Source organism: Xanthobacter sediminis (genome assembly GCF_043195015.1).
Classification (GTDB): domain Bacteria; phylum Pseudomonadota; class Alphaproteobacteria; order Rhizobiales; family Xanthobacteraceae; genus Xanthobacter.
In genome coordinates, this window is record NZ_JBAFWH010000031.1 from 1 (window position 1) to 19582 (window position 19582).

The following is a 19582-nucleotide window of genomic DNA, read 5'->3' on the forward strand; positions in this document are numbered from 1 at the left end:
TGGTCTTATGTGCAGTTGAACATAAGACCGACGCCGCCACCGGCGAGCATGGCGACATCCTCGATGTCATTCGCGAAGCCATGAACCTCGTCGACTTCCGGGACGTGGCCGAGGAGGCCAAGTCCTTCCTCGCTCTGCAGCGATGCGAGCCAGATCCTCGTCACCATCGTGCTGCCGGCGGAATACGCCATCGACCCGACCGGCATCGGCCGCATGCTGGGGCTCGCCGAGATGGGCGAGATCAAGGCTCAGCTTGCCGAAGAGGCGCAGAAGGACCGCGCGGCGGGCCAGCAGGGGGCGGCTCCCGTTGCCGCTCCCACCCCGGACCGGCGCTCCGGCCTCCTCGACCGGATCTTTGCCGAACTCCTGATCGGCCCTGCGGCGGCCGAGACCACGCCGGCACGCCGGAGCGACGAGATGTCCATCACGCTGAAGCCCGGCGAAGGTGCCGAGGTGAAGATGGTGATGGCGCAGGGTGCAAAGGTGAACTTTTCCTGGACCGTCAATGGGGCCGTCGTGAACTACGACCTCCATGGCGACGGCGGGGGGAAGGAGGCCAGCTACCAGAAGGGCCGCGGAGTGCCGGGTGCTGAGGGGGTACTGGAAGCAGCCTTCGACGGCAACCACGGTTGGTTCTGGCGCAAACGCGGTACTGCGGACGTGACCGTGACCCTGCGCACCAGCGGAAGCTACGCCGAGATCAAGCGGGCGCTCTGACCGGAGGGTGGAAAATGGGGCTCCGTTTGGAAAGCAGAGCTGTCAATCGGCGTGGAAACCTGACCCCCTATCGGCGCCGAATGTTGACCCCTGTCTGGGGCATTGACCCCACTGCCGCGGAGCGTTGGTTTGGCGCAGCGGCAGTTGGGTCAATGGTTACGGAGGTCAGGCGCGGTTCTTGAAGCGCCAGCTCTCGTTTCCGGTCTCGACGATGTCGCAGTGGTGGGTGAGGCGATCGAGGAGCGCCGTGGTCATCTTGGGGTCGTTGAAGACGCTCGGCCACTCGCCGAAGGCGAGGTTCGTGGTGACGATGACCGAGGTCTGCTCGTAGAGCCGGCTGACGAGGTGGAACAGGAGCTGGCCGCCGGACTGGGCGAAGGGCAGGTAGCCGAGCTCGTCGAGGACGATGAAGTCCTTGCGGGAGAGATAATCGGCCAATTGTTGCGTTCTTTGCGGGCCCTGGCGGCCGGATCGAGCCTCGGCTTCCAGCTTGTTGACGAGGTCGACCACGTTGAAGAAGCGGCCGCGGGCACCCGAGCGGATGCAGGCCCGGGCAATGGCGATGGCCAGATGGGTCTTGCCGGTTCCGGTGCCCCCGATCAGCACCACGTTGCGCTGGTGGGCGAGGAAGTTGCCGCCGGCGAGGTCGCGCACCAGGGTCTCGTTGATAGGGGTGTCGTCGAACACGAAGTCGTCGATGTCCTTGGCCAGGGGCAGCTTGGCGATGGTGATCTGGTACTTGATCGAGCGGGCCTGCTTCTCGGATATCTCCGCCGACAAAAGGTCGCCGCACAGTCAAGCCTGCGCAGACTGCGTAAACTTGTCTGCGTGCGCTGCGGCTCATGCTGGCGTTTGACGGCGGTGGCGATGATCTCGTCGTAGGCGGCCTTCATGCCATAGAGCTTGAGCTCGCCCATGGCCTCGAGGATCTGGGAACGCTCCATCATGGGGATCTCCTGAGCAGGTCGTATCGTGAGCAGTCGGCGCTCGGGGTGTGGCGGAGGCGCAAGGCGTCGGGCGTGACGATGGTGACGGGGGCTGCAGGCTCCCGGCGTCGGGCGAGGATGTTGAGGATCACGTCGCATAGCAGGTGCGCTTGCGCAGCCTGCGTAGACTTGGCTGCGAGTGGACGCCCTGGTGCAGGGCTTCGGCGCACGCTGCATCGACCGCGGGCAGCCCGTCGCTCAGCACGCTGGTGAGGATGTCCACCATCTGCCGGTCGCCGTCGGTGGCACCGGCGAGCTTGCGCCGGACGCGATCGAGGCTGGTGGGCAGAACCCAGTCCTTGAACGGAGCGCCGTTCCTGAGGGCGCCGGGCTTGCGCGCCAGGACCGGCACATAGTGCCAGGGATCGAAGATGGTCTGGTCCCGGCCGAAGCAGCGCAGGTGGGAGCCGACCGGCCGCCCATCCTGGCGCAGCTCGATCCGCTCCGCATAGGCCCCGACCTCGACCGGGCGCCCCACGGTGCTGGCACAGACCGAGTAGCGGTTGTTATCGAAGCGGACCAGGCAGGTCTTCGATACGGAGGCCGGGACGGCGTGGAAGCCGTCGAACCGCCCGGCATAGGGCACCAGGGCCGGGCGCTCGGCCTCGAACGCCTGCCAGATGGTCTCCTCCCGCCGCTCGGGGTGCGGATGGCCCTTGGCGTAGGCGATGCACTGGTCCAGCAGCCAGACGTTCAGCTCGCGCGCAGTCAAGCGGGCGCAGACTGCGTAAACTTGTCTGCGTGCTCTTCACCCGGAGCCGGGGGGTGAAGAAGCGTTCCCGCACCAGCCCGACCTGGTTCTCCACCTGCCCCTTCTCCCAGCCGGACGCCGGGGTGCAGGCAACGGGATCGACCAGGTAGTGGCTGCACATCTGCAGGAAGCGGCGATTATAAGCCCGCTCCTTGCCCACGGGGTCCCCATCGCGCCAGCGCGATGGGGTTGGCCCACGAAGATCGCATCGACCGCGGTCTTCATGTTGTCGTAGATGCCGCGCGTGCAGCAGCCCTTGAAGAAGGCGAAGGCCCGATCGTGGGCGTCGAACACCATCTCCTGGGTCTCGCGCGGATAGGCCCGCACGAACAGCATCCGCGAATGGCACAGCCGCACATGGGCGACGCGCACCGACACCGTGGTGCCGTTGATCAGGACGATCTCGTGGCTCCAGTCGAACGGGTCAGCCTCGCCGGGCGCGAAGCTCAGGGGCACGTAGGCCGCAGCCGTCATCGTCGCCTGCGCCCGCCGCCAGCCCTTGGCATAGCGGCGTAGCGCATCGTAGCTGCCCTCATACCCTTGGCTGCGCAGCTCATCGAAGATGCGGATCAGCGTCAGCCGCTCCCGCGCCGGCTTCCCTTCGTTGCCGGCGAGCAGCCTATCCAGGGCCTCCCGCCAGGGCCCGATCCGCGGCAGCGGCTGCACCTCCCGCTCGGTGCTGAATGCCGTCGCCCCGGTCCGCAGCACCTTGCGCACCGTGTTCCGCGAAACGTGCAGCTCCCGCACGATCTCCTTGATGGACTTGCCGCGCACGAAATGCTCGCGCCGGATCCGTGCAATCGTATCCACGCCCTTCATCCCCAGCCCGCCCGTCGCAACAAAACGACGGACCATGAGCCAAGAGGGGGGTCAAAATTACACGCCGATCCCCCTCACAACGGGGTCAATCTTCCATGCCGAAACACACCCTCCGGCCGGCATCGGATGATGTCTGCGCAGCGCCTTGGCGGCGCTTTCAGGGGAGGAGCACATGCCAAATGTTCATGTCCTCGCGATCGACCTAGGCCGTGTGGACGGATTTGGCGGCGGCGCAGCGGAGGGGGATTCCCTTCCTGCTGTTTCGGTGATTCATAGCGGGTCGGCTTTTTGGCGAGGTCGACCATGCTGACGCGGATGACGGACGAGGATTGGGCGGTGGCGCTGGATGTGTTCCGCGCCTGCCGCTCGCGGCGGGGCGACAAGGGGCGCGACCATCGCAAGTTCCTCGAGGCCATGCACTATTTCACCGTGCACAACATCTCCTGGCGCGCCCTGCCGGCCGAGTTCGGGTCCTGGAACAGCGTCTGGAAGCGGTTCTGGCGGCTGCGCCAGGCCGGCGTGTTCGATCTGTTCTTCGAGGCCCTGGCATCGCTCAGCCGCACGGCCCATCTGGTCCAGATGTTCGATTCCACCGTGGTGCGCGCCCATGTCTCCGCTGCCGGAGCAAAAGGGGGCAGCAGGGCCACGCCCTCGGGCGCTCGCGCGGCGGCTTCTCCACAAAGATCCACCTCAAGAGCGACTTCGACGGCCACCCGCTCGCCTTCCACCTAACCGGCGGCGAGGTGGGCGACAGCCCGCTGTTCAAGCTGCTGCTGGATCTGGGTCCCGATGTGAAGCCCCGTGCGGCGCTCGCCGACAAGGGCTATGACGCCAAGGCCAACCGGGCGCTGGCCCGAGCGCACGGCATCGCGCCCGCCATCCCGTTCAAATCCAACGCCAAGGACCCGCCGGCCTTCTTCCCGAAGGCGCTCTACAGGGGCCGCGCCCGCATCGAGCAATGCTTCGGAAAACTCAAACGCTTCAAGCGTGTCGCCCTGCGCTGCGAGAAGACAGAGCGCGGCTTCGCCGCAATCGTCGCCCTCGCTTTCAGCTTCATCCTCATCAAATCCGTCCACACCGCCTAGCCAAGCGGAGCTTCCAGATCTGTGGCACGGGGCGGGGCGGTTCTGTTCAACCGGACGGTGTCTCGCGCGAAACTGATCCAGTTGTTGAATGCGCATCCATCGGCGAGGTCCCTGGCGATCCTTCGAGGCCGTCGAATTCGCGAGGTTGACCTTGGTCGACTGGTTCAACCATCGCCGGCTACTGGAGCCCATCGGCAACATCCCGCCGGCCGAAGCCGAGGAACGCTACTACGCTCTGCTCGACGAGCAGAAACGCGCGGCCTGACTCACACCAAACAGCTCCGCTGAATCCGCGGCGGTTCACGCCCGCCTTCCTCTCCCGGACCTAAGGCGGGACAATCACGCGGCGGCGATCTCCTGCCTGACGGTGCGCCCGAGGGACATGACATAGTCCACTTGGATCGACCGCAGCTCGTCGACGTCCACGGTGAAGGGATCGCGGTCGAGGGCGATGATGTCGGCGTACTTGCCGGGCGCCAATGAGCCGCGCACATCGTCCTCGCCCATGGTGACGGCCGCATCCAGCGTGTGCATGCGCAAGGCCTCCTCCAGAGTGATGGCCTCGTGAGGATCGATGAAGGCGCCTGAATAGGTCTGACGCTTCAAGCAGTTCCAGATGGAGAAGAAGGGATTGGTGGCCTCCCGCTCGGAGCCGATCCACACGTCTGAGCTGCCGGAGAGGCGCCAGCCCTGGTCAAGCAGGGTGCGGAACGGGAAGCGGCCGCGGGTGCCGTATTCGCCCAGATAGTCCTCGAAATATTCGCCGAAAGTGTAGATGAAGACCGGCTGCGGCACCGGCAGCACGCCGGCTTCGGCCCACAGGTCGGCGGTGCGCGCGCGGGGCATCAGATTGCCGGCATGCTCGATGCGCATGCGGGTGCGGCCGGAGGTGGCGCCGCCCATCTTGATGACCGTCTCGCTGAGCCAGTCCTGGGCTCGATCGCCGTTGGCATGGACCGATAATTGCAGCCCCCGCTCCTGGCTGAGGCGGTAGGCACGACGGAAGAAATACTTCTGAAAGGCGATGGAGCCCGAGAAGCCGGGGTGCCCCACATAGCAGCAGTTCACGGCCGCAGAGCGGGCGGAGAAGCCACCGTCAGAAAATAGCTTGATGCCTTGCACCCGCAACTGCCGCTCGGAGGCGCCAAGATGGAAATGGTCCTGCCAATTCAGGGCCTTGTCCAGCTCCAGCATGCCCGGCGCCCATAGATAGAGCCGCATGGAGAGCGGCAGCCGGCCGTCGGTGGCGAGGTCGTCGAGGCACTGCGTGCCGAGCACGGTCTCGGAAATCTCACCGATGGTGGTGACGCCGTAGCGGGTGAAATAGGAGTTCAGCCCCTCGTCCAGCGCCTGGGCCAATGTCTCGTGGGTCAGTTGTGGCAGAGGCAGGATAGTATCCATCTCCTTCACCACGCCGGTGGGATTGCCGTCGGCGTCGCGCTCCACGAACGGCGGGCCGGTGATGGAGAAGGCCGGCGCCACATAGTCCCGATCGATCTTCGCCACCTCCAGCGCCTTGGTATTGAGCACCGTGATGTGCCCCCCGGCCCTGAGCGCCACAGGCCGGTCCCGGCTCACCCGATCCAGCTCGGCGCGGGTAGGCAGGCGCCCCTCCTTCAGCTTGCGATCGAAGAACAGGTTCGCCTGGCCGACGATCCAGGGGGTAACATCCGCAGGCACACATTGGCTGGTCAGGGCATCGAGAACGTCCTCGATGGTCCCGCATTCGGGGGCGCGGCAATCGACGGTATTGTGGCCGGTGCGGCACACCACCTCGGCGTGGGCATGCACGTCCACGAAGCCCGGCATCAGCGTGCGCGCGCCGAGGTCGATGACCTCGGCCCCGGCAGCGGCGTGCTCGGCCGCGTCGGCGCGCCGGATCAGGCGAATGATGCGCTCGCCACGGACCACCACGCCATCCCAGCCTGCGTCTGCGCCCGGCTGCATGGTGAGGACCCGCCCGCCAAGCAGGACGATGTCGCGGGGGGATGGGGAGGATATGGACATGGTGCCTCTTGAAGTCTTCTGGATGCTGGCGCACCGCCGGACAGAGCCCGGCGGCGCGAAAGAGTCACGGCTTCTTGACGAGCGGACAGCGGGATTCCGACAGCTTCAGGAACGCCTCATCGCCAGGGATGGTCGCGATGAGCTTGTAATAATCCCATGGATATTTGGATTCTTCGGGCGTCTTCACCTGGAACAGGTAGAGATCGCGGATCATACGCCCGTCCTCGCGGATATGACCGTTCTTCACGAAGAAGTCGTTGATGGGCATTTCCTTCATTTTGGCCATGACCGCGGAGGCCTCGTCGGTGCCTGCGGCCTCGATGGCTTTCAGGTAATGCATTGTGGTGGAATAGACGCCGGCCTGGGACATATTTGGCATTTTCTGCATCTTCTCGAAGTAGCGCTTGGAGAAGGCGCGGGTCTCCTCGTTCATGTCCCAGTAGAACGCGGAGGTGAGCAGCATGCCCTGCGCCGTCTTGAGCCCCAGAGCATTGATCTCGTTGATGTAGACAAGGAGCCCCACCAGCTTCTGGCCGTTCTGACCCATGCCGAACTCGGACGCCTGCTTAATGGCGTTGGCGGTGTCGGCACCGGCGGTGGCGAAGGCGATCACGTCCGCACCGGAGCTCTGGGCCTGCAGCAGGAAGGAGGAATAGTCGAGAGCGCCGAGCGGCACCCGGACCGAGCCGAGCACCTTCCCGCCACTGGCCTTCACGGTATTGGCAGCGTCGCGTTCAAAGTCGTGGCCGAAGGCGTAGTCCACCGTCACGAAGTACCAGTTCTTGCCCCCGCGCTCCACCACCGCCTTGGCCGTGGAATTGGCCAGCGCATAGGTGTCGTACACGTAATGGACGGTATTGGCGTTGCAGTCCTCGTTTGTAAAACGCGGCGAGCCGGAGATGTTGATGACGAGGATCTTGTTTTTTTCCTTCGCCAGGGCGCTCACGGCAAGGCCGGCGGAGGACATGTTGCTGTCCACGATGGCATCGACGCCATCCTTGTCGAACCACTCGCGGGCGCGGGACACTGCGATGTCCACCTTGTTCTGCATGTCGGTGAAGACCACCTCCACCGGCTTGCCGAGCACCTTGCCGCCGAAATCCTCCACCGCCATCCGCGCGGCGGTGACGGACCCAAGGCCCGCCACCTCGGAATAATTGCCCGACATGTCCATGAGCAGGCCGATCTTGACCTTGTCATCGGAAACGGCGCCGGGAGCGGCTGTTTTCTGCGTCGTCTGCGCCAAAGCGGGGGCCGCGGCGCAGAAGATGCCGGCGGCGAGCACCAGTCCTTTCAAAGTCGTCGTCATGGTTACGGTTCCCCTCTCGTTATCCGCTAAATCAGGCGGCGCGGGCGTCGGGTTCGTCCGCGGCTAAAGCGTCGGACGCCTCGGCCCCGGTGACGACCGGCACCACCTCGAAGCTGCACAGGTCGGCCCAGCGCGCGACCCAGCGCTGGATCAGCGTCACGTCCTCGCACTCGAACACCTGGAACGACCGCGTGAGGTCCGCCGTGGCCCAGGAGGACTTGAAGGTCATCCCCTCGGGGATCAGCCGCCCGTCCTCGCGCATGCGCCGGTAGACGGCCGCGCCATCCTGATTGCGAAAGCCGGTGATGATCATGAAGTGCATGGCAGGTCCTCTCGGATTCAACGCTTGTTCCGGCGCGCGAACCGGTATTCGATCTCGCCGACGATGCCGCGCCGGAACAGCATCACGCAGGCAACGAAGCAGGCCCCGATGAGCACCGGGGCCGGGATGCTGGTGGCGCCCAGCTGGTGCTCCAGCACGGTAACAAGGGTGGCCCCCACCACCGGCCCGAGCAGCGTGCCGATGCCACCGAGCAGGGTCATCAGGATCACCTCGCCCGACATCTGCCAGGTCACGTCCACCAGGGTGGCGAGCTGGAAGGCGAGCGCCTTGGTGGCACCGGCGAGCCCGGCAAGGGCGGCCGACATGACGAAGGCGGTGAGCTTGTAGCGGTTCACCTCGTAGCCCAGCGAAATGGCGCGCGGCTCGTTCTCGCGGATCGCCTTCAGCACGTTGCCGAACGGCGAGTTGACCACACGCCAGATGAAGACGAGCCCCAGAACGAAGATCGTGGCGACGGTGTAATAGAGTGCCAGCGGCCGGGAGAGATCGACGAGGCCGAACAGATAGCCCTGCGGCACCTGCTGGATGCCGTCCTCACTATGGGTGAAGGGCGCCTGGAGAAAGACAAAATAGACCATCTGCGACAGCGCCAGCGTCACCATGGCGAAGTAGATACCCTGGCGGCGGATGGCGAGCATGCCCATGCCCAGCCCAAGCGCTGCGGCGAAGACAACGCCGGCCAACAGCCCCAACTCCGGCGGGAGGCCCCAGATTTTCACCGTGTGGGCGGTGATGTAGGCGGCGCCGCCGAAGAAAGCGGCGTGGCCGAAGGAGAGCAGGCCCGCATAGCCGAGCAGCAGGTTGAAGGCCGCCGCGAACAGCGCGAAGCACAGGATCTTGATCAGGAACGCCGGGTAGAGCACCAGCGGCGCCACCGCGAGCAGGGCCACTGCCGCCAGCACCCAGGTCCATCGCGGAACGGCGAGGGTGAAGGCAAGGCGCCGGGCAGGAGAAGGCACAAGCGTCATCTATTCAGGCCTCCCGTCCGAACAGGCCGGCGGGCCGCACCAACAGCACCGCGGCCATGACCACGAAGATCACGATGGAAGAGGCCTCCGGGTAGAACACCTTGGTGAGGCCTTCGAGCAGCCCCAGCGCATAGCCGGTGACGATGGCGCCGAGAATGGAGCCCATGCCGCCCACCACCACCACGGCGAACACGATGATGATGAGGTTCGTGCCCATGAGTGGGCTGACTTGGTAAATGGGCGCCGCCAGCACCCCCGCGAGCGCGGCAAGTCCCGCCCCGAGCATGTAGGTGAAGGTGAGCAGCCGCGGGACGTTGACGCCGAAAGTCTCCACCAGCCCGGCATTTTCCGTAGCCGCGCGCAGATAAGCGCCGAGCTTGGTGCGCTCGATGACGAGCCACACTGAAAGGCACGCCACCAGCGAGACCACCACCACGAAGCCGCGATAGATGGGCAGCACCATGAAGCCCAGATTCACGAAGCCAGTGAGGCTGGCGGGCACAGCATAGGGTCGCCCCGCAGCACCGAAGCCGTCGCGCATCAGCCCCTCGATCATCAAGGCGAGGCCGAAGGTGAGCAGCAAGCCATAGAGGTGGTCGAGGCCGTAGAGGTGGCGCAGAAAGAGCTTCTCGATGACGAACGCCGCCGCCGCCACTATGCTCGGAGCGAGCAGCAGCGACGGCCAGAAGCCGAAGCCGAACACTGACAATAGCAGATAGGCCGAGAAGGCGCCGAGCATGTACTGGGTGCCATGGGCAAAGTTGATGACCCGGAGCAGGCCGAAGATGACCGCCAGCCCAAGGCTGAGCATGGCGTAGAACGAGCCGTTGATGAGACCGATGAGAAGCTGGCCGAACAGCGCCTGCACCGGGATTCCGAAGAGGGTCGCCATGACCGCCTCACACGCCAAGATAGGATTGAAGGGAGGCGATGCGCACACTCGCGTCGCGGGTCGTCACCTGATCCACGATCCGGCCGTGCTCCATCACATAGAAGCGGTCGGCGAGCCGGCGGGCGAAGCGGAAATTCTGCTCCACCAGCAGGATGGTCATGCCCGCGGCCTTCAGTGCCCTGAGCACCTCGCCGATGCGCTGCACCACCACGGGGGCAAGGCCCTCGGTGGGCTCGTCGAGCAGCAGCAGCCGGGCGCCGTTGCGCAGCACCCGCGCCATGGCGAGCATCTGCTGCTCGCCGCCGGAAAGCTTGGTGCCGGGGCTCGAGGCGCGCTCCTCCAGGTTCGGGAACAGGCGGTAGATCTCCGTCAGGCTCATGCCGCCCTCCGCCAACACTGGCGGCAGCGTCAGGTTCTCCTTCACGGTGAGCGCAGCGAAGATCCCGCGCTCCTCCGGCACGTATGCGATACCGGCACGCGCTGCGGCATAAGCCGGCAGGCCGATGAGCTCACGGCCGTGCAGCCGGATCTCGCCGGTGCGGCGCTTCAGGAGCCCCGTGATGGCCCGCAGCGTCGTGGTCTTTCCGGCCCCGTTGCGGCCGATGAGGGTGACTGTCTCGCCCTCGGGCACCTCCAGGTCCACGCCGTGAAGCACATGGCTTTCGCCATACCAGCCGTTGAGGCCGCGTAGAGAGAGATGCGGCTCAGTCATCGGCCGGCTCGCTGCCGAGGTAGGCCTCGCGCACCCGCGGGTCGCGGCTCACCTCGTCATAATTGCCTTCGGCAAGGATCTCGCCGCGCGCCAGCACCGTGATGGTGTCGCACAATTGCGAGACCACGTTCAGATTGTGCTCCACCATGAGCACCGTGCGGTTCTGCGCCACACGGCGGATCAGGTCGGCGATGTGGCCCACGTCCTCATGTCCCATGCCGGCCATGGGCTCGTCCAGCAGCAGCATCTCCGGGTCCAGCGCGAGGGTCGTTGCCACCTCAAGCGCCCGCTTGCGGCCGTAGGACAGCTCGGCCGCCGTCACATGGGCGTGGTCGGCGAGCTGCACCGCGTCGAGCAGCTCCATGGCGCGGGCGTTGAGGGTGTCGAGCGCCGTCACCGAGCGCCACCACTGGGTGGCGAGATAACGCGGTCGCTGGAGCGCCACCCTCACATTGTCGAGCAGCGTCAGGTGCGGGAATACAGCGGAGATCTGGAACGAGCGCACCAGCCCCATCCGCGCCACCCGCGCCGCGCCGGCCCGGGTGATGTCCTCGCCGCGGTAGATGATCCGGCCCCGGGTCGGCTGGAGGAACTTGGTCAGCAGGTTGAAGACAGTGGTCTTGCCCGCGCCATTGGGGCCGATGAGGGCGTGCACACTGCCCTCGCGGATGCGCAGATCGACATTTTTGACTGCGGTGAAGCCGCTGAAATCCTTGGTGAGGCCCTCCGCGCACAGGATCACGTTCCCCGCGCGGCCGGGCTCGGCCGACAGGCTGGCTTGCATGTTTGGCACCTCTGGAAAGTTTCGTTTTTCGAAACTTGTCTCGATTTACATATCATGGTAGACAGCTTTTACTGACTGTCAATCGAGTTTCCTCGACATCGCGACAGCGCGATGTGCTGGACGCCGGCGCGGCCATCGACGTAAGGCTGCCCCGTCAGGGACGAGACCACATGGCCGAAGACCACAAGCTGCTGCCGCTGGAGCGCTATTTCCGCATCCTCGAAATTCTCAACGCCTATCCGGACGGGCTGTCACTGATGGAGGTGGCGCGCGTGCTCGGCCTGCCCAAGGGCACCGCCCACCGGCTGCTGGCTGGCCTGCAGAAATGCAACCTGGTGGGGCTCACCGCCTCCGGCTCTGCCTATGTCATAGGCGAGCGGGTACGCCGCCTCGCGCTGCTCAGCACCGACGACGCGTTCGTGGAGAGCCATACCAGCGTGCTGCTGCGCGACCTGAGCACCCAGATCGGCGAGACCTGCTACGTGGCGCGGATCGAGGGCGTCCAGGTGCGCTCCATCGTGATGGAATCGCCGGACGCGCCCTGGCGTGGCTTCGTGCTCCCCGGCAAGACCATGCAGCCCAACGCCACCGCCTGCTCCAAGGCCATCCTCGCCTTCCAGAGCGAGGAGGTGGTGGATCGGGCGTTGTCTGGCCGCATCATGCGCCTCACGGACAAGACCAAGGTCGATCCGGCCGCCATCAAAGCAGAGCTGGCGCAGGTGCGCGAGCGGGGGTTCGCCACTTGCATCGGCGAGGTGGACGAGGCGCTGGCTGCGGTGGCGGTCCCCATCGACGTGCCGCCGGCCGGGGTCGTCTACAGCCTGGGCGTGGTGGGGCCGCTGCCGCACATCACCAGGCTCATTGCCGACGGCATTCCCAAGCGCATGCAGGTGGTCGCGAAGGCCATCGCCACGGCGCTCACCAAGGGCGGCAGGGGCGGTGCCCCGGCCACGCTGGCGGGCTGAGGGGACCGATGAGCGCGTGGCCGGGGCGAGGCCGAGGCGGTTGCAGCGCCGCCTCGGATTAGGGTTCGGCGCGGGTCAGGCGAGCGCCGTCCAGACCGTCTTGGTCTGGAGATACTTCTCCAGGCTCTCCGCGCCGTTGTCGCGCCCGTAGCCGGATTGCTTGAAGCCGCCCCAGGGGGCGGTCGCGTCGAACTGCCCATAGGTATTGATCCACACCGTACCGGCCTGGAGCGCGGCGGCGGTGGCGTGGGCCTTCTTCACGTCGCGCGTCCACACCCCCGCCGAGAGGCCGAAGCTGGTGGCATTGGCGCGGGCCTTCAGTTCGCCGAGGGTGTCGAAAGGCTGCACCACCAGCACCGGGCCGAAGATTTCCTCGCGCGTCACCTCGGCAGTGTCGTCGGCATCCACCAGCACCGTGGGCGCGTGGAAGAAGCCGCCCGCCAGCGCGCCCTGCGGCGCCGTCCCGGCCTGGGCGACGCGCACCCCGCTTTCGGCGGCGCGGGAGACGAAGCCGGACACCCGCTGGAGCTGCTGGGCGGACACCAGCGGCCCCATGAAGGTATCTCCGGACAAGCCATGCCCCAGCTTCAGCTTGCCGGCTTCGGCGATCACCGTCTCCACCACCCGGTCGTAGATCGGCCGCTCCACCATGAGGCGCGAGCCGGCGGCGCAGACCTGGCCCGAATAGAAGAAGATCGCGATGGCGGCCACGGCGGCGGCGGCCTCCACATCGGCATCCGCGAAGATGACGTTGGGGTTCTTGCCGCCCAGCTCCAGCGACACGTGCTTCAGGCTGTCGGCGGCCGAGCGGGCGATGTGCTTGCCGGTCCGCTCCGACCCGGTGAAGGCGATCTTGGCCACCCCCGGATGGCTGATGAGCGCTTGCCCGGTGGTGGCGCCGAAGCCGGGCAGCACGTTTAGCACGCCCGGCGGCAGGCCCGCCTCCAAAGCGAGGCGACCGAGATAGAGGGCGGAAAGCGGGGTCTGCTCCGCCGGCTTCAGCACCACCGTGCAGCCGGCGGCAAGCGCCGGGGCGAGCTTGAAGCAGGCCTGGCAAAGGGGAAAGTTCCAGGGCACGATGGCGGCCACCACGCCCACTGGCTCGCGGCGGGTGTAGACATGCATATCCGGCACCGAGACCGGCAAAGTGCGTCCCTCGATCTTGGTGACCCAACCGGCATTGTAACTGAGCGCGCCGACACCGAGGGCGATGTCCACCGCCTTGATCTGGGAGGCGGGCTTGCCGCTGTCGAGGGCCTCGATCTGGGCGAGGTCGTCGGCATGGCCCTCCACCAGGGCCGCGAAGCGGCGCAGCACCGCCTCCCGCTCCGCTGGCAGAAGCCGCGCCCACGACCCCTCCAGGGCGCGGGCCGCCGCGCGCACCGCGCGGTCCACGTCTTCAGCCCCGGCGTGGGCCACATCGGCGATCTTGCGGCCGGTGGCGGGATCGAAGCTCTCAAAGGTTGCGCCCGAGGCAGCATCCACGAACACGCCGTCGATGAGGAGCCGGTGGCGCTCGCCGAGGAAGGCGCGCACGCCGGGGCGCAGCAGCGCGTCGGTGTCGAAAACGGCGGGGTTGCCCTGAAGTCCCATGGCGCGCCTCACAGAACGCTGTTGCTGTCGATAGTGAGAAGGGTGGCGCCGCCGGTGGCGAAATTCGCCACGTCCGCCACTGCCGCCTGCCCTTCCGGCGAGGCAAGCGAGGCGTCGAGATCGGCCGCGCTGGCATAGGACAGGATCGCCACGAGATGGACCGGCGCGCCGCCGCCCGCCGCCGCAACCGGCCCGCGGCTCACCTCGAACCCCTTGAGATGGGGCATCTTCCGGGTCAGCGGAATGTGCACCCCGGCATAGTGCCGGTCGAAGGCGGCCGGGTCGCGCGGCACGCCATAGATCACGATCACCTGCTTCATAGCTCAGGCCTCCCGCGGCTGCGGCAGCGCGTGGAAGGCGCGCCGGTGATAGAGCATGGCGCCGCGCACGGCATCGTGGCTGATGTCCCGCACCGCGCCGGTGACGATCACATGGTCGCCGCCAGGCAGGTGTGCCGCCACCTCGCAGGCGATCACCGTCTGGCAGCCGGGAAGCTGCGGCATGCCCAGGAGCCCCTTCTCCCAGGCCACCTGGGCGAACTTGTCGCCCTTGCCCGCAAACACGGCGGCGAGGTCGTCCTGCCCGGCCGCGAGCACATGGATGAGGAAACCCCTCCCCACGCCGAGGGCGCCGAGGGTACGCGAATCCCGATGGAAACAGGCCAGCATCAAGGGCGGGTCCAGCGACAGCGACGACACCGCCGAGAGGGTACTGCCGGCCGGCGAACCGTCCGTGTTCCAGCCGGTGATGACGGTGACGGCGCTCGGCATCTCCGCCATGGCGGCACGCAGAGGGGCGCCGTCGAAAGCGACAGGCACGGACGACAAGGCGGGGGAGGCTGCGGGCATGGCTGTTCTCTGCTGTGACCGAGGAAGGAGCCGACGGCGTGGCATTCCGCTTTCCGCGCGCACACGCCGGGCATAGTTCGCTTTTCGCGATACTCTAGTTATATTATCCGTATTTCACTAATAATTGGGATAGTCAATTCCGTATTTCGCTATCTCGCCATCCCGAACGCCGAAATCCGCAGCCACGCCCGGGCATTGGGCGACCTTCCGCGCTTGACCCGGGCGAAGGAAGCTTGGTAAGCGCGGACGCAGAGTCAGGGAGGCGAAACGATCCATGGCGAAGAAGCCGTCGGCCGTCGGCCGCGAGCCCTACGACACGGCAATCGAGGCCGCACCCAAAGCGGTGCCCGTGCGGCGCAATCCTCTCGCTCAATGGCACCTGACGGACAGCGACCGTGCCATCATCGCCCACCTGCAGGAAGATGGGCGCCGGCCGTTCGTGGCCATCGCCCGCGATGTCGGGCTTTCCGAAAAGACCGTGCGGGCGCGGGTGCACCAGCTTATCGAGGCGAATGTCATCCAGATCGTCGCTTTGGCGAGCCCCACCGTGCTCGGCTACAACGCCGGCGCACTCCTGGGCATCATCACCGATCCGGCGGCCCCCTCCTCCCGCATCGCCCGTGCCCTCACCGACATCCACGACATCGACTACGTGGCCCTCACCACCGGCCGCTACGGCATCTTCGCCGAGATCATCGCCGAGGATTTCCCAGCCATGCAGCGGGTGATCGAGCAGGAGGTGGGGGCAATCGAGGGCATCCGCTCGGTGGAGGTCTTCCCCTATGCGAGCGTCTACTATCAGAAGGCCAAGTTCTTCAGCCGCGACGACAATGACACCCCCGGCGGCGTGAAGCAGAAGAAGCTCGACCTTGCCGACCGCGAGATCATCCTGGAATTGAGCCGCGACGGGCGGGCCCCGCTCAACACCATCGCCGCCAAGCTCGGCGTCTCCGAGACGATGGTGCGCACGCGCATCGCCGCCCTGCTCGGCTCGGGGCAGATGAGCATCCTCGCCCTGCTCAACCCCATGAACCTCGCCGACCGCACCCTCGCCTGGCTCGGCATCCGCCTCGATCCGGCGGCCGACCCTCATGCGGTGGCGGAAGCGGTGTCCTCGGTCAAGAACGTCTCCTACATCGCCATCTGCTCGGGTCGGTACGATCTGTTCGTGGAGCTGGTGTGCCCGTCCCACGAGGACATCGTCGTCACCGCGCGCCGCCAGATCGGCCGTATCGCCGAGGTCACGCATCTCGAGGCGTTCCTGTATGTGGATCTGCATTACAAGTCGCTGGTTCCCACCGGCCGCTGAACCGCGCCGCGGCCGGTGGGAGAGCAGGCGTCAGGCCCCGTAGCCGCCCTTGCCGGCGGGCATGACCAGAAGACGCGTCACCAGGTAATAGACGAGCCCGGCCATCACCACAGTCGGCAACGATGCCGAGATGTACTCGTAGGGAAAGCGAGACTCATAGGTGATCGGGTTCAGCAGGTAGATATAGGTGCAGAACCCAGCCGCCATGCCCGCGATCGCCGCCGGGTTCACCCCACCCCAGAAGCGATAAGCGGTGCCTTCACGTCCGTCGAAGATGGCGCGCACACTGATGTGCCCTTTGCGCAGGATGTAATAGTCCACAATCTGCATGCCGCAGATGGGTGCGAAGGTGATGGCGATGAACGCCAGGAAGGTGCCGAAATTGGCGAAGAACAGCTCCGGCACCAACACCCCCACCAGCGCCACCGGGGCGATGGTGACGGCCAACAGGACCGACCACGGCAACTTCTCCGCGAAGCTGTAGTTTCTGAGCCCGATGGCCGAGCAATAGATGCCTGCGACCGTGGTGCCGAGGTTGGCCGCCGTGACGAAGGCGAGCGCAACGATGGCATAGGTGGTGCCGCCCACCGTGCGCAGCCATTCCGCTGGGTCGGACACCTGCAGCACCAGGATGCCCGCCACCCCCATGATAGACAACAGGGCCACCGAGGCCCCGAGGCCGAGCATGCTCGGCACCGCGGCCGCGCGCCCGTTGGGCGCCATCCGCACCATGGCGCCGATATAGGGCCACCATGAGAGCGCCGGCGCGATGCCCAGCTCAATGCCGGTCATGAAGTTCCACAACGGGTTTGCATTGGCATAGGCCGGCACCGCGGCAGCGAGCTCCGCAGAGCGGCCGGTGACCAGGATGTAGAGCATCCAGAGGCCCACCAGCACGTGGGCCACCAGGATCTTGGATACCCGGTCCACACCCGTCGCACCGCTCAGCAGAAACACAAATACGAGCGCGGAGGCAAGCAGCGTAGCGCTCGGCACCACGAGATGGGCGGCCGAGGTATCCACCAGCCCCAGCGCCACTAGGAACTGGGATGCCGACTTGCCGAAGAAGATCAGCAGCAGGCAGTTCCAGCCCATGATCGAGAAAAATTGCAGCGTCGCCGGGATGACCCACGCCCTGGAGCCGAACTGCGGCCGCGAGGCGGCGATGGAATCGATGCCGAATTTAGAACAGGTGGGCACCGCCGCCAGGGTCGTCAACAGCATGCCGAACATGCTGCCGGCGATCAGGGTGGCGATGCCCTGCGTGAAGTTAAGGTAGTAGCCGACATATTCGCCGATGATGTAGCACCATGTGGCCGCCCCGGCCGTGGTCAGGGCGATGAGGAGCTGCCAGGAGTTCCAGGTGCGCTCGGCTGGCACCAGCGGCCAGGCGTTCTGATCAGCGGCACCATGATTGACGGCGGGGGCGGCGGTCCCGGCAGGCGAGGCGATGTCGCTCATGACACCCCCCACACCACCGCGGCCGCCGGCACCACGATGCCGAGCACCACAAGCCAAAACCAAGTCTTGCCGTCGAAGTCCGCGCCCTGCTGGGAGGGATCTTCGAGCACGCGGATGCGCGCCTCCAGTTCAGGAGGCAATACGATCGGATACATTCCCCTCTCCTCATTCCGGAAGGTTTTTCTCTGGTCAGGCAGCTTTATTTTTCTGGTCTTGCACGTTCGGGATCACTTCCGCCCCGATCAATTCGATGGAGCGCATGATGTGCTCGTGCGGCACACCATCGATACGCAACAGCACCTCGTCTACGCCCATACCCTCAAGCCGCTTCAGCCGCGCCACAAAATCGTCCGGCGTGCCGATCATGACCGAAGGAGTCTCGTTGACGAGGAAATCGATGTCATTTTCGTGCGCCAGCAGGCGCGTCATCTTCGCATCCAGGTATTGATAGGACTGCCGCTTGCCGAGCGGGATGTAGAGATCGAGGATGAACTTGAAGTAGCCGAGCGCCACCTCGCGCGCGACCTCCACTGCCTCCTTCCGGGTCGCGGCGCAGAAGGCGCTCGCGACGTAGAGCCCGGCATGCTCGGTACGGCGCGGGGCCATCTGCTTGCCCTCGGCAAGGCCGGCGCGGTAGGCGTCCATGCACTCCTGGAGATAGTCAAAGCCGAAGTAATTCTCGAAAGTGAGCACGCCGATGCCGCGCTCACCGGCATTGCGATGGGTCTCCACCGAGGAGGCGGCGACGAACAAAGGCGGATGGGGCGCCTGTACCGGTTTCGGCACAATGGTGCGCGGCGGAATGTTCCAGACCGGACCATGGTGCTCCAGGATATCGTCGCTCATGGCCTTGATGAGCACTTCGAGGGAGTCTTCCCATTGCGCGCGGGTAGCGGATGGGTCCACCCCGAATACTTCAAGCGTGGACAGGTTGTTGGAACGCGCGGTGCCGATCTCGGCCCGGCCACCGGAGACGATATCGAGGGTGGCGAGGCGCTCGGCCACCAGAATCGGGTGGTTCCACGACAGCATCACCGCGCACATGATGCGCAGCTTGATGTTCTTGGTGTGCCGCGCGATGGCGGCATAGAGCACTTCCGGCGCCGACACGGTGAAGCGTGGGGGCGAGAAGTGCTGCTCCGAGGTTCCCCATGCCGAAAAGCCGAGGCGGTCGGCCAGCGTGACCTCCTGGATCATCTCCTCGTACCGTTGCGCCACCGAGACGCCGGCAGCCGGCTCGCCTTCCTGAAGCAACCCAATCTTCATATTATTAGTTCCGTTTTTCGCTGTTTTTTGGCAGACACATGATTGTTTCCGCGTTTTTTGACATGTGTCAATATGAGGTCTGCGCAATTTTTGAGCTGCAGCTTCCGGAATCCGCGAATACATCAGGCATGCGTTCCGCTTTCCGTGACAAGGCGGCAGATCGAGGGCATCTTCAGCTGATCGCCATCCCCAACCGGCAATCGGCGAGATCGGTCGCGACGATCACGATGGGACGGCCACCTATGCTTCGGCCGCGAGGAAGCCTTCGGCGATACCGAAGCCAAGACCGAGCTCGTCCGCACGGCATGGCGCGACAGCAGCAAGGTCTACGGGTATCGCAAGCTCCACGACGACCTGATGGACATGGGCGAGAGCTGTTGCCTGAACCGGGTGGCGCACCTTGCGCGGCGCGCCGGGATTCAGGCTCACATCGGCTATAAACGTCGGCCTGGCCAGTATGGCGGCAAGGCGTCCCTGGCCATCGACAATACACTTGATCGCCGGTTCGACATAGACACGCAAGCAGCACGGAATGGCATGCCGTCACCCGTCGAGTTCGGACGGCAGCACAAAAAGCAAGCCGAGGGCGTCTAGAAAACTCGGGGCGGTTCAGGGTACGCCGAGACCAATGGGACGCTCGTGTCGGAACCGGCCGGTGAAGAGACGGCGGGAAAAGACGGCGAAACGGCCATGGGCGAACACGCCGGGCCGCTCGCTATTCATGCGGCTCACGGACTCCATGAAAGGGCCTGCGGGCAAGTGGACCA

18 protein-coding genes and 5 pseudogenes are annotated in these 19582 nt (G+C 65.7%); 7 read left to right on the top strand and 16 right to left on the bottom strand.

Annotated elements, in window-relative coordinates:
* Nucleotides 1–5 precede the first annotated feature (5 nt).
* Complete coding sequence (locus tag V5F61_RS20400) at nucleotides 6–215, bottom strand: hypothetical protein (RefSeq protein ID WP_393990541.1); 210 nt, start codon at nucleotides 213–215, stop codon at nucleotides 6–8.
* Between V5F61_RS20400 and V5F61_RS20405 the strand changes: the two genes are divergently transcribed.
* Nucleotides 214–717 carry a transmembrane anchor protein gene (locus V5F61_RS20405; protein ID WP_393990540.1) on the top strand — a complete coding sequence of 168 codons (504 nt, stop codon included), beginning with the start codon at nucleotides 214–216 and terminating at the stop codon, nucleotides 715–717. The two genes, V5F61_RS20400 and V5F61_RS20405, sit on opposite strands and share 2 nt — an antisense overlap.
* Nucleotides 718–882: 165 nt before the next feature.
* Here V5F61_RS20405 and istB read toward each other — a convergent pair.
* Nucleotides 883–1661, bottom strand: a pseudogene (gene istB, locus V5F61_RS20410) (IS21-like element helper ATPase IstB).
* Nucleotides 1661–3273: pseudogene (istA, locus tag V5F61_RS20415) on the bottom strand (IS21 family transposase). Before istA ends, istB begins: the two co-directional pseudogenes overlap by 1 nt.
* A 315-nt stretch (nucleotides 3274–3588) precedes the next feature.
* Between istA and V5F61_RS20420 the strand changes: the two are divergent.
* From V5F61_RS20420 to V5F61_RS20430, 3 genes and pseudogenes are all read left to right on the top strand, one after another.
* A pseudogene (locus V5F61_RS20420) lies at nucleotides 3589–3792 on the top strand (transposase); the annotation flags it as partial.
* A 29-nt stretch (nucleotides 3793–3821) separates the two neighbouring features.
* On the top strand, nucleotides 3822–4358 hold the full coding sequence (locus tag V5F61_RS20425) for an IS5 family transposase (protein WP_394104077.1): 537 nt from the start codon (nucleotides 3822–3824) through the stop codon (nucleotides 4356–4358).
* Nucleotides 4359–4452: 94 nt separating this feature from the next.
* Nucleotides 4453–4623: pseudogene (locus V5F61_RS20430) on the top strand (IS3 family transposase); the annotation flags it as partial.
* Between the two features lie 74 nt (nucleotides 4624–4697).
* Here V5F61_RS20430 and V5F61_RS20435 read toward each other — a convergent pair.
* From V5F61_RS20435 to V5F61_RS20465, 7 genes are all read right to left on the bottom strand, one after another.
* Entirely contained in the window at nucleotides 4698–6365 is a 1668-nt protein-coding gene (locus tag V5F61_RS20435) for an amidohydrolase (RefSeq protein ID WP_393990538.1), read from the bottom strand.
* A gap of 64 nt (nucleotides 6366–6429) precedes the next feature.
* Nucleotides 6430–7674 (bottom strand): ABC transporter substrate-binding protein, encoded by a 1245-nt coding sequence (locus tag V5F61_RS20440; RefSeq protein ID WP_393990537.1) that lies wholly within the window; start codon nucleotides 7672–7674, stop codon nucleotides 6430–6432.
* Between the two features lie 31 nt (nucleotides 7675–7705).
* The gene (locus V5F61_RS20445) at nucleotides 7706–7996 is read right to left on the bottom strand and encodes a DUF3303 domain-containing protein (RefSeq protein ID WP_393982952.1); all 291 of its coding nucleotides are present in this window, start codon (nucleotides 7994–7996) and stop codon (nucleotides 7706–7708) included.
* A gap of 17 nt (nucleotides 7997–8013) precedes the next feature.
* Nucleotides 8014–8985 (bottom strand): branched-chain amino acid ABC transporter permease, encoded by a 972-nt coding sequence (locus tag V5F61_RS20450; protein ID WP_393990536.1) that lies wholly within the window; start codon nucleotides 8983–8985, stop codon nucleotides 8014–8016.
* 4 nt (nucleotides 8986–8989) lie between these two features.
* Nucleotides 8990–9877, bottom strand: coding sequence for a branched-chain amino acid ABC transporter permease (locus V5F61_RS20455; protein ID WP_393990535.1), 888 nt, complete (start codon nucleotides 9875–9877; stop codon nucleotides 8990–8992).
* A 7-nt stretch (nucleotides 9878–9884) separates the two neighbouring features.
* Nucleotides 9885–10589 carry an ABC transporter ATP-binding protein gene (locus V5F61_RS20460; RefSeq protein ID WP_393990534.1) on the bottom strand — a complete coding sequence of 235 codons (705 nt, stop codon included), beginning with the start codon at nucleotides 10587–10589 and terminating at the stop codon, nucleotides 9885–9887.
* Nucleotides 10582–11373 (bottom strand): ABC transporter ATP-binding protein, encoded by a 792-nt coding sequence (locus tag V5F61_RS20465; protein WP_393990533.1) that lies wholly within the window; start codon nucleotides 11371–11373, stop codon nucleotides 10582–10584. The genes V5F61_RS20460 and V5F61_RS20465 overlap by 8 nt, the downstream gene beginning before the upstream one ends.
* 170 nt (nucleotides 11374–11543) lie before the next feature.
* Here V5F61_RS20465 and V5F61_RS20470 point away from each other — a divergent pair, with 170 nt between their 5' ends.
* Nucleotides 11544–12338, top strand: coding sequence for an IclR family transcriptional regulator (locus tag V5F61_RS20470; RefSeq protein WP_393990532.1), 795 nt, complete (start codon nucleotides 11544–11546; stop codon nucleotides 12336–12338).
* A gap of 75 nt (nucleotides 12339–12413) precedes the next feature.
* Here the strand turns inward: V5F61_RS20470 and V5F61_RS20475 are convergent, their stop codons facing one another.
* From V5F61_RS20475 to V5F61_RS20485, 3 genes are read right to left on the bottom strand one after another with little or no spacing between them, the layout of a single operon-like run.
* Nucleotides 12414–13931: an aldehyde dehydrogenase family protein gene (locus V5F61_RS20475; RefSeq protein WP_393982946.1), complete on the bottom strand. Its 1518-nt coding sequence runs from the start codon at nucleotides 13929–13931 to the stop codon at nucleotides 12414–12416.
* 8 nt (nucleotides 13932–13939) lie between these two features.
* Nucleotides 13940–14251 (bottom strand): EthD family reductase, encoded by a 312-nt coding sequence (locus tag V5F61_RS20480; protein ID WP_393990531.1) that lies wholly within the window; start codon nucleotides 14249–14251, stop codon nucleotides 13940–13942.
* Nucleotides 14252–14254: 3 nt separating this feature from the next.
* Nucleotides 14255–14779 carry a flavin reductase family protein gene (locus V5F61_RS20485; protein ID WP_393990530.1) on the bottom strand — a complete coding sequence of 175 codons (525 nt, stop codon included), beginning with the start codon at nucleotides 14777–14779 and terminating at the stop codon, nucleotides 14255–14257.
* 274 nt (nucleotides 14780–15053) lie between these two features.
* Here V5F61_RS20485 and V5F61_RS20490 point away from each other — a divergent pair, with 274 nt between their 5' ends.
* A complete protein-coding gene (locus tag V5F61_RS20490) occupies nucleotides 15054–16088 on the top strand; it encodes an Lrp/AsnC family transcriptional regulator (RefSeq protein ID WP_393990529.1) in 1035 nt (344 codons plus the stop codon).
* Between the two features lie 30 nt (nucleotides 16089–16118).
* Here the strand turns inward: V5F61_RS20490 and V5F61_RS20495 are convergent, their stop codons facing one another.
* From V5F61_RS20495 to V5F61_RS20505, 3 genes are read right to left on the bottom strand one after another with little or no spacing between them, the layout of a single operon-like run.
* The gene (locus tag V5F61_RS20495) at nucleotides 16119–17549 is read right to left on the bottom strand and encodes a cytosine permease (protein WP_393990528.1); all 1431 of its coding nucleotides are present in this window, start codon (nucleotides 17547–17549) and stop codon (nucleotides 16119–16121) included.
* Entirely contained in the window at nucleotides 17546–17704 is a 159-nt protein-coding gene (locus tag V5F61_RS20500; RefSeq protein ID WP_393990527.1) for a hypothetical protein, read from the bottom strand. Before V5F61_RS20500 ends, V5F61_RS20495 begins: the two co-directional genes overlap by 4 nt.
* Before the next feature lie 34 nt (nucleotides 17705–17738).
* Nucleotides 17739–18815, bottom strand: coding sequence for an LLM class flavin-dependent oxidoreductase (locus V5F61_RS20505; protein WP_393990526.1), 1077 nt, complete (start codon nucleotides 18813–18815; stop codon nucleotides 17739–17741).
* Between the two features lie 282 nt (nucleotides 18816–19097).
* Here V5F61_RS20505 and V5F61_RS20510 point away from each other — a divergent pair.
* Nucleotides 19098–19331, top strand: a pseudogene (locus tag V5F61_RS20510) (IS3 family transposase); the annotation flags it as partial.
* Between the last annotated feature and the right edge of the window lie 251 nt (nucleotides 19332–19582).

Coding starts and splice junctions, on each gene's coding strand:
- V5F61_RS20405 (WP_393990540.1), top strand. CDS start 214: ATGCTGGGGCTCGCCGAGATGGGCGAGATCAAGGCTCAGCTTGCCGAA.
- V5F61_RS20400 (WP_393990541.1), bottom strand. CDS start 215: ATGCGGCCGATGCCGGTCGGGTCGATGGCGTATTCCGCCGGCAGCACG.
- V5F61_RS20435 (WP_393990538.1), bottom strand. CDS start 6,365: ATGTCCATATCCTCCCCATCCCCCCGCGACATCGTCCTGCTTGGCGGG.
- V5F61_RS20440 (WP_393990537.1), bottom strand. CDS start 7,674: ATGACGACGACTTTGAAAGGACTGGTGCTCGCCGCCGGCATCTTCTGC.
- V5F61_RS20445 (WP_393982952.1), bottom strand. CDS start 7,996: ATGCACTTCATGATCATCACCGGCTTTCGCAATCAGGATGGCGCGGCC.
- V5F61_RS20450 (WP_393990536.1), bottom strand. CDS start 8,985: ATGACGCTTGTGCCTTCTCCTGCCCGGCGCCTTGCCTTCACCCTCGCC.
- V5F61_RS20455 (WP_393990535.1), bottom strand. CDS start 9,877: ATGGCGACCCTCTTCGGAATCCCGGTGCAGGCGCTGTTCGGCCAGCTT.
- V5F61_RS20460 (WP_393990534.1), bottom strand. CDS start 10,589: ATGACTGAGCCGCATCTCTCTCTACGCGGCCTCAACGGCTGGTATGGC.
- V5F61_RS20465 (WP_393990533.1), bottom strand. CDS start 11,373: ATGCAAGCCAGCCTGTCGGCCGAGCCCGGCCGCGCGGGGAACGTGATC.
- V5F61_RS20470 (WP_393990532.1), top strand. CDS start 11,544: ATGGCCGAAGACCACAAGCTGCTGCCGCTGGAGCGCTATTTCCGCATC.
- V5F61_RS20475 (WP_393982946.1), bottom strand. CDS start 13,931: ATGGGACTTCAGGGCAACCCCGCCGTTTTCGACACCGACGCGCTGCTG.
- V5F61_RS20480 (WP_393990531.1), bottom strand. CDS start 14,251: ATGAAGCAGGTGATCGTGATCTATGGCGTGCCGCGCGACCCGGCCGCC.
- V5F61_RS20485 (WP_393990530.1), bottom strand. CDS start 14,779: ATGCCCGCAGCCTCCCCCGCCTTGTCGTCCGTGCCTGTCGCTTTCGAC.
- V5F61_RS20490 (WP_393990529.1), top strand. CDS start 15,054: ATGGCGAAGAAGCCGTCGGCCGTCGGCCGCGAGCCCTACGACACGGCA.
- V5F61_RS20495 (WP_393990528.1), bottom strand. CDS start 17,549: ATGAGCGACATCGCCTCGCCTGCCGGGACCGCCGCCCCCGCCGTCAAT.
- V5F61_RS20500 (WP_393990527.1), bottom strand. CDS start 17,704: ATGTATCCGATCGTATTGCCTCCTGAACTGGAGGCGCGCATCCGCGTG.
- V5F61_RS20505 (WP_393990526.1), bottom strand. CDS start 18,815: ATGAAGATTGGGTTGCTTCAGGAAGGCGAGCCGGCTGCCGGCGTCTCG.